This is a genomic window from Streptomyces sp. CNQ329 (assembly GCF_000482585.1).
The window spans coordinates 1-14,961 of record NZ_AXVU01000054.1 but is presented as its reverse complement, the minus strand read 5'-3'; the positions used below and the strand labels follow the sequence as shown (position 1 = coordinate 14,961).

The following is a 14,961-nucleotide window of genomic DNA, read 5'->3' as shown; positions in this document are numbered from 1 at the left end:
CACCTCGATGTCCGAGCACAGCAACGCTGACCACGCGGCCGGCTATCCGGCCGCCGCAGCCGACGCAGCAGGCCGCACCGGGACGGCCACGGCCCCCGACGGCACCCCCGCCTTCCCGCGGCACGTCGTCACCGCCGTGCTCGTCTCGCACGACGGCGAACGGTGGCTGCCCGACGCCCTCGCCGCGCTCACGGCGCAGGAGCGCCCCGTGCAGAACGTCATCGCCGCCGACACCGGCAGCGCCGACGGCTCCGCCCGCATCCTCACCGAAGCCCTCGGCGCCGAGCGCGTGCTCCACCTCGCCCGCCGCACCGGGTTCGGCACCGCCGCCGCCGAGGCCGCGCGTACCGCGGGCGTGCTCACCCCCGAGCAACTGCCCTACCTGCGCCGCCCCAGCGGCTGGGACCCCGTCAGCCGCAGGTGGCGCGACGACGCGTACGACATGCCGGAGTTCCCGCACGGCGAGCCGGTGCAGTGGCTGTGGCTGCTGCACGACGACTGCGCCGCCGAGCCCGGCGCGCTCGCCGCCCTGCTCCGCGTCGCCGACGACATGCCCTCCGCCGCGATCATCGGCCCCAAGCTGCGCGGCTGGTACGACCGCAGGCAGTTGCTGGAAGCCGGCGTCTCCCTCGCCCACAGCGGCCGCCGCTGGACCGGCATCGACCGCCGCGAGCAGGACCAGGGCCAGCACGACGGCATCCGCGACGTGCTGTCCGTCTCCACCGCCGGCATGCTCGTCCGCCGCGACGTCTTCGACCAACTCGGCGGCTTCGACGCCCGGCTGCCCCTCATGCGCGACGACGTCGACCTGTGCTGGCGTGCCCACAAGGCCGGCCACCGCGTCGTCGTCCAGCCCGACGCCATCATGCGGCACGCCGAGGCCGCCGCCCGCGAACGGCGCTCCATCGACTGCATCGGCCGCTCCGAACGCACTTCGGCGAGCCCGCACCGCGTCGACAAGGCCGGCGCCGCCTACACCCTCCTCGTCAACTGCACCGCGGCGGCCCTGCCGTACATCGCCTTCCGGCTCGTCCTGGGCACCCTGCTGCGCACGCTGGCGTACCTCGTCGGCAAGGTCCCGCGCCAGGCCCTCGACGAAGTCGCCGGCCTCGGCAGTGTGCTGCTGAGCCCGCACCGCATCGCCGCCGCCCGCCGCCGGCGCGGCAAGGCCGCCGTGCCGCCCAGCGACCTCAAACCCCTCTTCCCGGGCCGTGGCGCGACCGTACGCGCCACCGTCGAGCAGGTGCTCAACAACTTCAGCGGCCGCTCCGAACCCGAGCTGTCCGGCGGCGGCCGGCACGGCGGCGCCGTCGAGAGCGGGCCGGGCGACGAGGACGCCGACTTTCTCGAAGTCGAACAGTTCGCCCGGCTGAAGCGGGTGGCGCGCAAGCCCGGCCCGGTGCTCTTCGCCGTCCTGCTGTTCGTCGCCCTCATCGCCTGCCGTGAGCTGATCGGCGGCGGCGCCCTCATCGGCGGCGCACTGCTGCCCGCCCCCGCCGACGCCGGGGACCTCTGGGCCTCGTACGCCGACTCCTGGCACCCCGTCGGCACCGGCGGGACCCAGGACGCGCCGCCCTACCTGGCGTTCCTCGCCGGCCTGGGCACCGTCCTGTTCGGCAGCACCAACGCCGCGCTGACCCTGCTGCTCGTCTGCTCGGTGCCGCTGGCCGGCGTCACCGCGTACTTCGCCTCCCGGCCGCTCGTCAGCTCCCGGCTGCTGCGCGCCTGGGGCAGCATCGCGTACGCCTTTCTCCCGGCCGCCACCGGCGCACTCGCCACCGGCCGCATCGGCACCGCGGTGCTCGCCGTGCTGCTGCCGCTCCTCGCCCGCGCGGCGGTCGCCGCGAGCGGGCTGCGCGGCCGGGCGAGCTGGCGCGCTGCCTGGGCGTACGCGCTGCTGCTGACCGTCACCACCGCCTTCACGCCCGTCGTGTGGCTGCTCGCCGGCTGCCTGGCCGCCGCGCTGGCCGCCTGGTACGTCACGCGCGGCCAGAGCCCCGTCGGGCTCGCCCTGCGTCACCTGGCCGTCCTGGTGACCCCCGTGGTGCTGCTCGCGCCCTGGTCGCTCGACCTGCTGACCGGTCCTTCCGGCTTCTTCACCGAGGCCGGCCTGGACACCGCCGTCAGCGACGTCAGCCCGCTCGGCCTGCTGCTCGCCTCGCCCGGCGGCCCCAACGCGGGCGGAGGGGTGCTGCTTCTCGGCGTCCTGCTCGCCGCGCTGGCCGCCCTGCTGCGCTCCGACCGGCGGCTGCCGGTGGCCGCCGCGTGGGCCGTGGCGGCCGTCGCCGGGCTGCTCGCCGCGGCCGGCGCGGGCGACGGCTGGACCGGGCCGCAGACCCTCGTCTACGGGCTGGCGCTGCTGACCGCCGCCGTCATCGGCGCCGACGGGGCCCGGCAGCGCGTCGCCGAGCAGTCCTTCGGCTGGCAGCAGCCCGCCGCGGTGCTCGTCGCCGCCGCCTGCGCGGTGGGGCCGCTGGTGCTGGCGGCCGGGTGGATGTGGCGCGGGGCCGACGGACCGCTGGAGCGCGGTGACGCCGAGCAGGTGCCCGCGTTCGTGGCGGAGGAGAGCCGCACGGCGGACCAGCCGCGCACGCTGGTCGTCGGCGGGTCGGTCGGCGAGGTCGAGTACATGCTCGTACGCGGCTCGGGCGCCCGCCTCGGCGACGCCGAGCTGGCCGCGGCCGGGGGCGGCAACTCCCGGCTCTCCGGCACCGTTTCCGGGCTCGTGGCCGGCTCGGGTGCCGACCAGTCGGCGGAACTGGGCGCCTACGCCGTGCGCTACGTGCTCGTGCGCAACGACGCCCCGCGCGCCTTCGGGCGCGTACTCGACGCCACCCCGGGGCTGACCCGGCTGAGCCAGCAGGACGGCGGCGCGCTGTGGCGCGTCGACACGCGCGTCTCGCGGGCCACCGTGATCGCCGGCGAGGGCGGGGGGCGGGGCGCCGCCACCGAGCCGGTGCCGGTGCCCGCCGGGCCCGTCGAGGTGCACACGGACCTCGACGAGGGCCCCGAAGGCCGCGTACTGCGGCTCGCGGACGCGGTGAGCGCCGGGTGGCGGGCCACCCTGGACGGCGAGCCGCTGGAGGCCACGACGGTCGACGGCTGGGCGCAGGGCTTCGAACTGCCCGCCGGCGGCGGGCGGCTGGACGTCACGTACGACACCGCCGTCACCCACACGGCGTGGACCTGGGCGCGCGGCGCGGCGCTTCTCGTCGTGCTGGTGCTGGCGCTGCCCGGGCGGCGGCGCGACGTGGACGACGATCTGCCCGAGGCGGGTACGCCGGCGGTGCCCGCGCAGGCCCTGGAGGGCGACGGCCGGCGCGCACGGCGGCTGCGGGCGGCGGCTGCCGCCGCGGAGGCCGAAGCCGGCGGCGCCGGAGCACCGGAGGGCGCGGACGCGCCGGCTCTGCCGGAGCCGCCCCCGATGCCGCCGGCTCCGCTCTCCGGCTCGCCCGACGAGCAGCCCGCCTGGGCCGCGGCGCCGGTGCCCGGCGCCGGACAGGCGGAGCAGGGCTACGGGGACCCGGCGGTCGCCGACCCCTACGCGGCCCCGCCGCAGGGCTACGAATGGGACGGCGCCGCCGGCTACGGCCGGCAGTACGACGGGACGTCGTACGAGGCGCCTTACGAGCCGCAGTACGACCCCGGTGCGTACGAGGGCGAGCGGCAGCCCGGCGCCCCCGCGGTGCCGCAGCAGGGCGGCCAGGGCTACGGCGACGGCGAGCAGGACCCCTATGGCGCGGGCCGGCACCCCGGCCCGTACTACGACCAACGCACCTACGGCGCGGGCGCCGAGCGGGACGGGAGCGACAACGCGTGAAGACCGGCCCCCTCCCCCTGATCGCCGCCGTGGCCGCGCTCGCGGTCACCGCCGGGATCGCCACCCTCACCGTCCCCGGCGACGAGGCCGACGGCGCCGGCGCGGCCTCCGCCGCGGAACGCATCGCCGTCCAGCGCTCCACCCTGCTGTGCCCGCAGCCGGGCGACACGGAGGTGGGCGAGACGACGTACACCTCCTACGTGCCTCCGGGCGACGGCGACGAGGGCAGCGCCGAACTGCTGCCCGCCACGACCGAGTCCGAAGCCGCCGAGGAACAGGAGAAGAAGGACGACGACGCCGGCAAGGACGACGGCGGCAAGAAGGACGGACAGGACGGACAGAAGCAGAAGGACGCCCCCGACCCCGTCGCTCCCCTGAAGCGCGCCGGCACTCCCGTCGCGGCGACCACCGACGAGGCCGAGGCGCCCGCGCTCGTCGGCTCCGCGGAAGGCGACTTCGCCCCCGGCTGGAGCGTGCAGCAGACCACCCTGGTCTCCGCCGGCGACGGCCGCGGCCTGTCCGGTGCGCGCTGCACGGCACCGGACAGCGAGTTCTGGTTCGCCGGTGCCAGCACGATCGACGAGCGCCGCGACTACGTGCAGCTCACCAACCCCGACGACGAGGCGGCCGTCGTCGACCTGGAGCTGTTCGACAAGGACGGCGCGGTCGAGAGCGAGGCGGGCGACGGCATCCAGATCCCGGCCCGCTCCAGCGTCTCGGTGCTGCTCTCCACGATCGCCGAGGAGCCGTCGATCAACGTCGCGGTGCACGTCGCCGTCCGCTCCGGCCGCGTCGGCGCCGCCGTCCACGCCACCGACGAGCAGCTCGGCGGCGACTGGCTCCAGCCCGTCTCCGAGCCCGCCCCCGGCGCGGTCCTCCCCGGCGTCCCCGGCGACGCGACCTCCGTGCGCCTCGTCATCTACGTCCCGGGCGAGGACGACGCCGACCTCGCCGTGAAGCTCGCCGGTCCCAGCGGCTCGATCACCCCGGCGGGGTACGAGTCGGTGCACGCGAAGAGCGGGATGACGACGGCGATCGACATGCAGAAACTCACCCAGGGCGAGGCCGGTTCGCTGATCCTGGAACCCGAGGACGGCAGTACGGCACGCATCGTCGCCGCCCTGCGCGTGACCCGCGGCAAGAACACCGAACAGGAGATGGCGTTCATCCCCTCCTCCGCGCCGGTCGAGGACCGCACCACCGCCTCCGGGAACTGGCCGAAGGCCGCGAGCCTGTCCCTGACCGCGCCCGGCAAGGCCGTCGAGGTCAAGGTGACCGCCTCGCCGGGCAGCGAGGGCGGCGAGCCCGCGGAGGAGACGTACACCGTCAAGCCCCGCACGACCCTGACCGTCGAGCCTCCGAAGTCGTCCGGCACGAAGGGCACGTTCGCGCTCACCGTCGAACGGGTCTCGGGCGGCGAGCTCTACGCCTCGCGCACGCTGGAGACGAAGGAGGACGGCATCCCGATGTTCACGGTCCAGACCCTCCCGGATGACAACGGCATGGTCGAAGTCCCCGACGCGGAGCAGGAGCTGGGCGTCCTCACGGACTGACCCGGGGCGCCGCCCTCAGTCCTGGCCGTACTGCGGATCCACCGACTCCGGGGCGACGCCGAGGAGTTCCGCGACCTGCTCGACGATCACCTCGTGAACCAGCAGCGCACGCTCATCACGGTTCTTCGTGCGGATCTCCACGGGGCGGCGGTAGACGACGATGCGGTCCGGAACCCCGCCGCCCGTGACGAGCTTGCCGAGCGGCACCCCGCCGTCGTCCTCCCAGCCGGCCGGGCCGCTGCCGCCGGGAACGTCGAGGACGGCGAACTCGACGCCGGAGAGCTGCGGCCAGCGGCGTTCGAGGCGGGTGGCGGACTCGTGCACCAGGTCGACGAAGGCGTCCGAGCGGCTGACCGCCAGCGGCACCTGGGGCGGTGCCACAGGACCCCGCATGCCGCGGCCGTGGCGGTCGCGGGTGCGGCCGCGCGGACGCGGCGGGGGCTCTGGGGGCGGCGCCGGTCTTTCTGTGTGCTCCATCACCGATGAGCGTAGCCCGCGCCGGGCCCGCCGCAGACCATCCCCGGGCAACCCCGGGAATGTCGCGAAGTGAACGGTCGGCACGGGAATCAGCCCGCAGATGAACGGACCGAAGTCCACCGAAACCGGTTGCATTGACACGATTTGCCGCCAGAGTTGATCACTTGCAACGTCGTACCCACCGCCGATGTGACCGACATCGCAGGTCAACTCGGCCATACGCGACCGGCTTCGCGCCGGACGGCTGACGACACGGGTGGGTGACGCGATGGTGAGTCGTCGCGGCCCGCTCAGGAGTGCGGTACCGTCCAACGTCGTGAGCCCTGTACGTCGCTGTTCGCGCACCGCATGCGGCCGTGCCGCCGTCGCGACGCTCACCTACGTCTACGCCGACTCCACCGCCGTCCTCGGCCCTCTCGCGACGTATGCCGAGCCGCACTGTTACGACCTGTGCACGGAGCACTCCGAGCGGCTGACAGCCCCGCGTGGCTGGGAGGTCGTCCGGCTCGCGGTCCCCTCGGGACCCGCCCGGCCCAGCGGCGACGACCTGGAGGCCCTGGCCAACGCCGTACGCGAAGCGGCCCGCCCGCCCCGCGCGGCGGCCGAGGGCGACGGCAAGGCAGCCCCGCGCGCCGCGGCCCCCGGCGGGCGGGACGCGGACCCCATGGAGGTCGCCCGCCGCGCCCACCTGCGGGTGCTCCGCTCCCCGGAAGGCTGAGCGCCGCCCGCCCCTGCCGTGGCCCGCCGGGCCGCTCCGTACGGCCGCCCGGCGGCCCCGCCCCGGACGGCGCGTGTCCGCTCCATCGCGTACTGTGCAAGCCTCAGCAGCGTGCGAAGGGCGGTAAACCGTGACCGATCTCTCGACGATCGTGAAGGCGTACGACGTACGCGGCGTCTTCCCCGAGCAGCTCGACGAGCCGCTTGTCGAGCTCTTCGGCGCCGCCTTCACCGAAACCACCGGCGCCGACAAGATCGTCGTCGGCCACGACATGCGCCCGTCGTCGCCCGCGCTGGCCGCCGCGTTCGCGCGCGGCGCCGTCACCCGCGGCGCGGACGCCGTCCTCATCGGACTCTGCTCCACCGACCAGCTCTACTTCGCCAGCGGCCATCTCGACCTGCCCGGCGCGATGTTCACCGCCAGCCACAACCCCGCGCAGTACAACGGCATCAAGATGTGCCGCGCCGGCGCCGCGCCCGTCGGCCAGGACACCGGGCTCGCCGAGATCCGCGCCAAGGTCGAGCGGTGGCAGGCCGAGGGGCCGCCCGAGCCCGTCGCACGGCCCGGCACTGTCACGGAGACCGACCTCCTCGCCGACTACGCGGCCCACCTGCGCTCCCTGGTCGACCTCAGCGCCGTGCGGCCGCTGAAGGTCGTCGTCGACGCCGGCAACGGCATGGCGGGCCACACGGTGCCCAGCGTCTTCGAGCCGCTGCCCATCGACCTCGTCCCCCTGTACTTCGAGCTGGACGGCACCTTCCCCCACCACGAGGCCAACCCGCTCGATCCGAAGAACATCGTCGACCTGCAGGCCGAGGTCCGCAGGACCGGCGCCGACGCGGGCCTCGCCTTCGACGGCGACGCCGACCGCTGCTTCGTCGTCGACGAGAACGGAGACCCGGTCCCGCCGTCCGCGATCACGGCCCTGGTCGCCGCGCGCGAGCTGGAGCGCAACGGCGGCGGCACGATCATCCACAACCTGATCACGTCGTGGTCCGTGCCCGAGGTCGTCAGGGAGCACGGCGGCACGCCCGTACGCACCCGCGTCGGCCACTCCTTCATCAAGGAGGAGATGGCCAAGACCGGCGCCATCTTCGGCGGCGAGCACTCCGCGCACTACTACTTCCGCGACTTCTGGAACGCCGACACCGGCATGCTCGCGGCCCTCCACGTCCTCGCCGCGCTCGGCGGCCAGGACGGGCCGCTGTCGCAGCTCGTCGCCTCCTACGCCCGGTACGCGGCCTCGGGTGAGATCAACAGCACCGTCGAGGACCAGGCCGGACGGCTCGCCGCGGTCAAGACCGCGTACGCGGGACGCGAGGGCGTCACGATCGACGAGCTGGACGGGCTGACGGTCACCGGTGACGGCTGGTGGTTCAACCTGCGGCCGTCCAACACGGAGCCGCTGCTCCGGCTGAACGTGGAGGCGGGCGACGCGGAGACGATGGCGCGGGTACGGGACGAGGCGCTGGCGCTGGTACGCGGCTGACCCGGCGGGCACTCCGGGGGAGGCGGCGCCGCGGACCGGGCGGTAAGGGGCACGGCCCCGGGGCACACGGCCCTTACCCCGCCCACTGCCCACCCGCGCCCCGGGGTGCCGTCCACAAAGGCCCGCCCGCGCGCGGGCGGGCCGGTACGCCCGGCGGTAGGCTGGCGCCTGCCGCTCGTACGCACAGCCGAGCCCAGCACCGCCGCAGCCAGCCGAAGGGGACGTACATGCCGGTCGACGCCAGCCTCCTGGAGATCCTCGCCTGCCCGGCCTGCCACGCCCCGCTGCGCGAGAGCAAGGACGGCGGGGCAGGCGAGGGCGCCTCCGGCGCCCCCGGCGAACCCGAGCTGCAGTGCACCTCCGACACCTGCGGCCTCGTCTACCCCGTACGCGACGAGATCCCCGTCCTGCTCGTGGACGAAGCCCGCCGCCCCGCCTAGGCCCCGCCGCCATGCTCGACGAGTCGCTGCTCGACGACGCCGAGGAACTCGGCCGCGCCGACGCCCGCGGCCTGCTGCGCACCGCCGCCCAGGCCGGCGCCCAGATGCGTATCGCCGCCCGCCAGGCCGCCGAGTCCGACCTCGCCCGGGTCCGGCCCGACGGCCGCCCCCGGGCCCTGCTCGTCGCCGGCCCCGGCCCCGTCGCGTACACCACGGCCGACGTGCTGCGTGCGCTGACCGGCGGCGCCTGCCCCGTCAGCGCCCTGTGTCCCACCGGCCCCCGCCCCGAGCCCAGCGCCCTGAACTGGACGCTGCCCGGCTGGGCCGGCCCGTACGACCTGCTGCTCCTCGCCACCGACTACGGCCGCGAGCCCGGCCTCACCGCGCTCGTCGAGCAGGCGTACCGGCGCGGCTGCACCGTCGCCGCCGTCGCCCCCCGCACCTCCGCGGTCACCGAGATCGTCACCTCCCGCGGCCTCGCGCTGCCGCTGCTGCGCGCCCCCGGCGAGCAGATCGAGACCGGCGGCCTCTGGCCGCTGCTCACCCCGCTCCTCGCGCTCGCCGACCGCATCGGGCTGATCGAGGCTCCCGACGACCTCCTCTCCCGGGTCGCCGACCGCCTCGACATCGTCGCCGAGCGCTGCGGGCCGGCCATCGAGACGTACGCGAACCCCGCCAAGACCCTCGCCGCCGAGCTGGCCGAGTCGCTGCCGCTGCTGTGGAGCGAGGGCCCCGTCGCGGGCGTCGCCGCGCGCTACTTCGCCCGCCGGCTGGCCGCCGTCGCCGGCCGCCCCGCGCTGCCCGCGGCGCTGCCCGACGCGCTCGCCGCGCACGGCATGCTGCTGTCCGAGGCGTTCACGTCCGGCGCCGACCCCGACGACATCTTCCGCGACCGCGTCGAGGAGCCCGCCGCGCTCCGCGCCCGTATCGTCCTGATGCACGACGAGTCCGCCGACACCGCCCGCACCCCGCGCGAGGCCGCCCCCGCGGTCCGCGAGCTGGCCTCGGCCCAGGGCACCCCCGTCAGCGAGCTGGAGCCGTCCGACGGGGCGCCTCTGGAGGCGGCCGGCGAGCTGATCGCCACCGCCGACTTCACCACCGTTTACCTCGCCCTGGCTGCGGGTTCCGCCTGATCCGTATGAGGATGGGCCTATGGACCGCCTGAACAACACCGTCCGCCCGTACGCCTGGGGCTCCGTCACCGCGATCCCCGAGCTGCTCGGCACCGACCCGACCGGCGAGCCGCAGGCCGAGCTGTGGATGGGCGCGCACCCCGGCGCGCCGTCCCGCCTCGACCGCGGAGGCGGGCCCGTCCCCCTGGACCAGGTGATCGACGGCGACCCGGAGACCGAGCTGGGCTCGCCGACGGTGGCGCGCTTCGGGCCCCGGCTGCCGTTCCTGCTCAAGGTGCTGGCCGCCGCCGCCCCGCTGTCCCTCCAGGTCCACCCCGACCTCGCCCAGGCCCGCGCCGGCTACCGCGAGGAGGAGCAGCGCGGCGTACCGGCCGACGCTCCGGAGCGCAGCTACAGGGACACCAACCACAAGCCCGAGCTGATCTGCGCCCTGACGCTCTTCGAGGGTCTGTGCGGTTTCCGCCGGCCGGCGGAGGCCGCGGACCTCCTCGACGGCCTCGGCGTCGACGGACTCAAGCCGTACGCCGACACGCTGCGCGCGCAGCCCGAGGAGGACGCGCTGCGCGAGGTGTTCGCCGGCGTGCTGCGCGCCGACCGCGACGAGCTGGCGCCCTCCGTCGAGGCCGCGGGCCTGGCGGCGGAGAGGCTGGGCATCACCTCCTCCCCGTACGCCGTCGACTACGCCGCCTACGGGGCCCTGGCCCGCTCCTGGCCGGGCGACCCCGGCGTCGTCGCCGCCTTCCTGCTCAACGTCGTCAGACTGCAGCCCGGCGAGGCGCTCTTCCTCGGCGCCGGCGTCCCGCACGCCTACCTGGACGGCGTCGGCGTCGAGATCATGGCCAACTCCGACAACGTGCTGCGCTGCGGCCTCACGCCCAAGTACGTGGACGTAGCGGAGCTGCTGAAGATCGTCTCCTTCACCCCGCGCGCCCCCGAGGTGCTGCGGGCCGGCGCCGACGGCGGCTACGCCGTACCCGTCGACGACTTCCGCCTCTACCGCCACGACCTCGACGCCGGCCCGGTGACCGTCACCGCCCCGGCGCCCGGTGCGGGCCCGCAGATCCTGCTGGTCACCGAGGGCAGCGCCGAGCTGACCAACGCCGCGGGTGAGCACCTGGCCCTGCACCGCGGCGAGTCGGCCTTCATCCCGGCCGCGGACGGCACGCTGCACGCCACCGGCTCCGGCACGCTCTTCCGCGCCACGACGGCCGGCTGACCACCGCCGACCGGCCCGGCGCGCCCGCCGCCGGTTGTCCACAGCCCCGGACGCCGGGGCTTGCGCCCACCGCCCGCGGTGCTGACAGAATGTCCCGCCGTGACAGGGCGCGGCCTCCCGCCGCCCCTGCGGAACGGAAGGGAAACCGGCGGCACATGGCTGCAGGCGGTGGTACGAAGGCGATCCTCGCGGCGCTCGGCGCCAACTTGGCGATCGCCGGCGCGAAGTTCGTGGCCTGGGCCTTCAGCGGCTCGTCCTCCATGCTCGCCGAGGCCGTGCACTCCCTGGCCGACTCCGGGAACCAGGCCCTGCTCCTCCTCGGCGGCAAGCGCTCCCAGCGCGCCGCCACGAAGGAGCACCCCTTCGGCTACGGCCGCGAGAGGTACGTCTACGCGTTCCTCGTCTCCATCGTGCTCTTCACGGTCGGCGGTCTCTTCGCCGTCTACGAGGGCTACCACAAGATCGAGGACCCGCACGAGATCGACCACTGGTACTGGCCGGTGGGTGTCCTCGTCTTCGCGATCATCGCGGAGGCCTTCTCCTTCCGCACCGCCATCAAGGAGTCCAACGAGGTACGGGGCAGCCAGGGCTGGTGGCAGTTCATCCGCCGCTCCAAGGCACCCGAACTGCCCGTGGTGCTGCTGGAGGACCTCGGCGCACTCGTCGGCCTGGTTCTGGCCCTCTTCGGCGTCGGCATCGCCCTCGCCACCGGCAACGGCGTCTGGGACGGCGTGGGCACGGTGTGCATCGGCGTCCTGCTGCTGATCATCGCCGTCATACTCGCCATCGAGACCAAGAGCCTCCTCCTCGGCGAGGGCGCCGGCGACGCCGACGTGGAGGCCATCGCCACCGCGCTCGTCGACGGCGACGCCGTCACCCAGGTCATCCACCTCAAGACCCTCTACCTTGGCCCGGACGAGCTGCTGGTCGCCGCGAAGATCGCGGTGCAGCACGACGACACGGCGGGCGAGGTGGCGCGGGCCATCGACGCCGCGGAGGCCCGGGTGCGGGAAGCGGTGCCGGTGGCGCGGATGATCTACCTGGAGCCCGACATCGCCCGCGCGAAGGCCGACACGTAACGGAAGCCGAAGGGCCCGCGCCGTCACGGCCCTCCGCGGCCGGACCCCGGAGCAAGCCGGGACCGCACCGGCGTGCCCGTTCGGCTGTCTCACCGACTGTCCGCTCCGCGGGATGGCCAGTTCCCGTTGTCCCCATGCCGCCGCGGTGAGGGCAGCCTGCGGTAGATTCAAGGGGCAGAGCCAGACGTCGCTGCTGATGGCGATCGGGTGGCCCGCGAGCGGGCCGGCCGAGGGGGAGAGAGGGCCTCCGGCGGACTGAGCTGCAGAGGGACCGGTGTGCCCGTACGCCCGCGTGGGCAGGTGCCGTACTCGTCCGTCTGCGCTCAGGGAACCCGACCACCCTCAAGGAGTTGCGACGTGACTTCCACGAACACAGCCACGAGCCCGGACTTCAAGGTCGCCGACCTGTCCCTGGCCGCCTTCGGCCGCAAGGAGATCCAGCTCGCCGAGCACGAGATGCCCGGCCTCATGGCCATCCGCAAGGAGTACGCCGAGGCCCGGCCGCTCGCCGGCGCCCGCATCACCGGCTCGCTCCACATGACCGTGCAGACCGCGGTTCTCATCGAGACCCTGGCCGCCCTCGGTGCCGACGTCCGCTGGGCCTCGTGCAACATCTTCTCCACCCAGGACCACGCCGCCGCGGCGGTCGCCGTCGGCCCCGACGGCACCCCGGACGACCCCCGCGGCATCCCCGTCTTCGCCTGGAAGGGCGAGACGCTGGAGGAGTACTGGTGGTGCACGGAGCAGGCGCTGACCTGGCCCGGCACCGCCACCGGCGGCCCGAACATGATCCTCGACGACGGCGGTGACGCCACCCTGCTCGTCCACAAGGGCGTCGAGTTCGAGAAGGACGGCAAGGTCCCCTCGCCCGACACCGCGGAGAGCGACGAGGAGCGCGTCATCCTCCAGCTCCTCACCCGCACCGTCGCCGAGACCCCGCAGAAGTGGACCCAGCTCGCCTCCGAGATCCGCGGCGTCACCGAGGAGACCACCACCGGCGTCCACCGGCTCTACGAGATGCACCAGGCCGCCACGCTGCTCTTCCCGGCCATCAACGTCAACGACTCGGTGACCAAGTCGAAGTTCGACAACAAGTACGGCTGCCGCCACTCCCTCATCGACGGCATCAACCGCGCCACCGATGTCCTCATCGGCGGCAAGACCGCGGTCGTCTGCGGCTACGGCGACGTCGGCAAGGGCTGCGCCGAGTCCCTGCGCGCCCAGGGCGCCCGGGTCATCATCACCGAGATCGACCCGATCTGCGCCCTGCAGGCGGCCATGGACGGCTACCAGGTGGCGCGTCTGGAGGACGTCGTCGAGACCGCCGACATCTTCGTCACCGCCACCGGCAACAAGGACATCATCCTCGCCGAGCACATGCAGCGGATGAAGCACCAGGCGATCGTCGGCAACATCGGCCACTTCGACAACGAGATCGACATGGCCGGCCTCGCCAAGCTCCCCGGCGTGGTCAAGGACGAGGTCAAGCCGCAGGTGCACACCTGGACCTTCCCGGACGGCAAGGTCCTCATCGTCCTGTCCGAGGGCCGCCTGCTGAACCTCGGCAACGCGACGGGCCACCCGTCGTTCGTCATGTCCAACTCCTTCGCGAACCAGACGATCGCCCAGATCGAGCTGTTCACGAAGACCTCCGAGTACCCGACCGGTGTCTACGTGCTGCCCAAGCACCTCGACGAGAAGGTCGCCCGTCTCCACCTCGACGCCCTCGGCGTCCGGCTCACCGAACTCCGGCCGGAGCAGGCGTCGTACATCGGCGTGCAGGTCGAAGGCCCGTACAAGCCGGACCACTACCGGTACTGATTCCGCCACCGGCCCCGATCCGCGAACCAACGCCGCCCGCCCGGGGCTCTCCCGGGCGGGCGGCCTCGCGTCCGGGGGCAGGCGCCCGCGTAGGGTGCCGGACATGCCGCGCGGACGCTATTCCCTCCACGACCCGTATGACGGCACCCCGCTGGGCGACGAACACTTCCAGTGCGCCCCCGGCGCCTCCGGCTGGCGCTACACCGCCCGGACCACCGCCCCCGACGGCACGGCCACCGGCTCCGTCGATCTCACCATCGACCGCCACGGCCGCCCCGTCCGCCTCGAACTCCAGGCCGGCGGCTGGCAGGTGCGCGGCGCCGCCCTCGACGGCGTCACCTGGGTCCGCTCGGATCCCACCGGCTCCGAGGCCCGCGAGGGCAACGCCCGGGCCCAGGGTTTCACGGGTACCTCCCCGGCCTTCCTCATCGCCACCACCCGCCTCCTCACCACCCCTCCGACCCCCACCCCCCAGCGCCTCCGCCTCGTCGCCCTCACCCATCCGGTCCTCGCCCCCCGCACGCTGGACCAGGGCTGGACACGCACGGGGGAGGACACGCACGAGGCCGACACGGGACTGCTACGGGTAGAGAACTACCAGGTCAGCGACCTGCAGACGGGCGAACAGCACGAGGTCCACATCGCCGGTGACGTGGTCCTGGCGGCGCCCGGCGTCGAACTCGAAGAACTCGACACCCCGCCCAACTCCCTCGACCCCTGAGGGCGATTCGCATCGCCCGCGGTTGACCTGGTACTGTTCACGTCGCTCGGGCCGGAGGGCACGTCGACTCCGAAGCAGAGCGCACTCTGAACTACCCGATCGGGAGCGGGAATTCGCACCGAAAAAGGTCTGGTAAGGTTCAGAACACCGAAGGGAAACGCCCGGAGAAGCCCGGTGAGGGTTTTGATGGAAGTGTCCGTTCTTTGAGAACTCAACAGTGTGCCAAGTAGTCGATGCCAAGTGTTTGATGTAGTGACACAGCAGTAAGCGAGGCAGACTCGTTTCTGTGATGCTGCTACGGGGGCTCGGTTTTTCGGAGCCTCTTCAGGTATGCATTTACGGAGAGTTTGATCCTGGCTCAGGACGAACGCTGGCGGCGTGCTTAACACATGCAAGTCGAACGATGATCCGGTTTCGGCCGGGGATTAGTGGCGAACGGGTGAGTAACACGTGGGCAATCTGCCCTGCACTCTGGGACAAGCCCTGGAAACGGG

The 14,961-nt window shown here is 73.8% G+C and carries 11 protein-coding genes and 1 rRNA gene; 11 read left to right on the top strand and 1 reads right to left on the bottom strand.

Translation table 11 applies throughout. From position 1 onward, the window contains the following. Window positions 1-7 precede the first annotated feature (7 nt). Both I003_RS0126255 and I003_RS0126250 read left to right on the top strand, forming a co-directional pair. Window positions 8-3,820, top strand: a complete 3,813-nt coding sequence (locus I003_RS0126255; protein WP_027774228.1) for a glycosyltransferase family 2 protein — start codon at window positions 8-10, stop codon at window positions 3,818-3,820. Beyond that, window positions 3,817-5,373: a DUF5719 family protein gene (locus tag I003_RS0126250; protein WP_027774227.1), complete on the top strand. Its 1,557-nt coding sequence runs from the start codon at window positions 3,817-3,819 to the stop codon at window positions 5,371-5,373. The genes I003_RS0126255 and I003_RS0126250 overlap by 4 nt, the downstream gene beginning before the upstream one ends. A 15-nt stretch (window positions 5,374-5,388) precedes the next feature. On the opposite strand, the gene I003_RS0126245 is transcribed toward I003_RS0126250, so the two are convergent. Further along, window positions 5,389-5,766: a metallopeptidase family protein gene (locus I003_RS0126245; RefSeq protein ID WP_027774226.1), complete on the bottom strand. Its 378-nt coding sequence runs from the start codon at window positions 5,764-5,766 to the stop codon at window positions 5,389-5,391. A 352-nt stretch (window positions 5,767-6,118) separates the two neighbouring features. Here I003_RS0126245 and I003_RS0126240 point away from each other — a divergent pair, with 352 nt between their 5' ends. The 9 genes from I003_RS0126240 to I003_RS0126200 form a co-directional block, all read left to right on the top strand. Beyond that, window positions 6,119-6,568: a DUF3499 domain-containing protein gene (locus I003_RS0126240; protein ID WP_078564379.1), complete on the top strand. Its 450-nt coding sequence runs from the start codon at window positions 6,119-6,121 to the stop codon at window positions 6,566-6,568. Between the two features lie 130 nt (window positions 6,569-6,698). Next, a complete protein-coding gene (locus I003_RS0126235; RefSeq protein WP_027774224.1) occupies window positions 6,699-8,057 on the top strand; it encodes a phosphomannomutase/phosphoglucomutase in 1,359 nt (452 codons plus the stop codon). 227 nt (window positions 8,058-8,284) lie between these two features. Then, complete coding sequence (locus tag I003_RS0126230; RefSeq protein ID WP_027774223.1) at window positions 8,285-8,497, top strand: Trm112 family protein; 213 nt, start codon at window positions 8,285-8,287, stop codon at window positions 8,495-8,497. Between the two features lie 11 nt (window positions 8,498-8,508). Then, window positions 8,509-9,630: an SIS domain-containing protein gene (locus tag I003_RS0126225; protein WP_027774222.1), complete on the top strand. Its 1,122-nt coding sequence runs from the start codon at window positions 8,509-8,511 to the stop codon at window positions 9,628-9,630. A gap of 19 nt (window positions 9,631-9,649) precedes the next feature. Continuing rightward, entirely contained in the window at window positions 9,650-10,846 is a 1,197-nt protein-coding gene (gene manA, locus I003_RS0126220; RefSeq protein WP_027774221.1) for a mannose-6-phosphate isomerase, class I, read from the top strand. A 155-nt stretch (window positions 10,847-11,001) separates the two neighbouring features. Then, window positions 11,002-11,925: a cation diffusion facilitator family transporter gene (locus tag I003_RS0126215; protein ID WP_027774220.1), complete on the top strand. Its 924-nt coding sequence runs from the start codon at window positions 11,002-11,004 to the stop codon at window positions 11,923-11,925. 357 nt (window positions 11,926-12,282) lie between these two features. Beyond that, on the top strand, window positions 12,283-13,746 hold the full coding sequence (gene ahcY / locus I003_RS0126210; RefSeq protein WP_027774219.1) for an adenosylhomocysteinase: 1,464 nt from the start codon (window positions 12,283-12,285) through the stop codon (window positions 13,744-13,746). Between the two features lie 103 nt (window positions 13,747-13,849). Further along, window positions 13,850-14,467, top strand: a complete 618-nt coding sequence (locus I003_RS0126205) for a hypothetical protein (RefSeq protein WP_027774218.1) — start codon at window positions 13,850-13,852, stop codon at window positions 14,465-14,467. Window positions 14,468-14,802: 335 nt separating this feature from the next. Then, window positions 14,803-14,961, top strand: a 16S ribosomal RNA gene (locus tag I003_RS0126200); the annotation flags it as partial.

Coding starts and splice junctions, on each gene's coding strand:
- I003_RS0126255 (WP_027774228.1), top strand. CDS start 8: ATGTCCGAGCACAGCAACGCTGACCACGCGGCCGGCTATCCGGCCGCC.
- I003_RS0126245 (WP_027774226.1), bottom strand. CDS start 5,766: ATGCGGGGTCCTGTGGCACCGCCCCAGGTGCCGCTGGCGGTCAGCCGC.
- I003_RS0126240 (WP_078564379.1), top strand. CDS start 6,119: ATGGTGAGTCGTCGCGGCCCGCTCAGGAGTGCGGTACCGTCCAACGTC.
- I003_RS0126230 (WP_027774223.1), top strand. CDS start 8,285: ATGCCGGTCGACGCCAGCCTCCTGGAGATCCTCGCCTGCCCGGCCTGC.
- I003_RS0126225 (WP_027774222.1), top strand. CDS start 8,509: ATGCTCGACGAGTCGCTGCTCGACGACGCCGAGGAACTCGGCCGCGCC.
- manA (WP_027774221.1), top strand. CDS start 9,650: ATGGACCGCCTGAACAACACCGTCCGCCCGTACGCCTGGGGCTCCGTC.
- I003_RS0126215 (WP_027774220.1), top strand. CDS start 11,002: ATGGCTGCAGGCGGTGGTACGAAGGCGATCCTCGCGGCGCTCGGCGCC.
- I003_RS0126205 (WP_027774218.1), top strand. CDS start 13,850: ATGCCGCGCGGACGCTATTCCCTCCACGACCCGTATGACGGCACCCCG.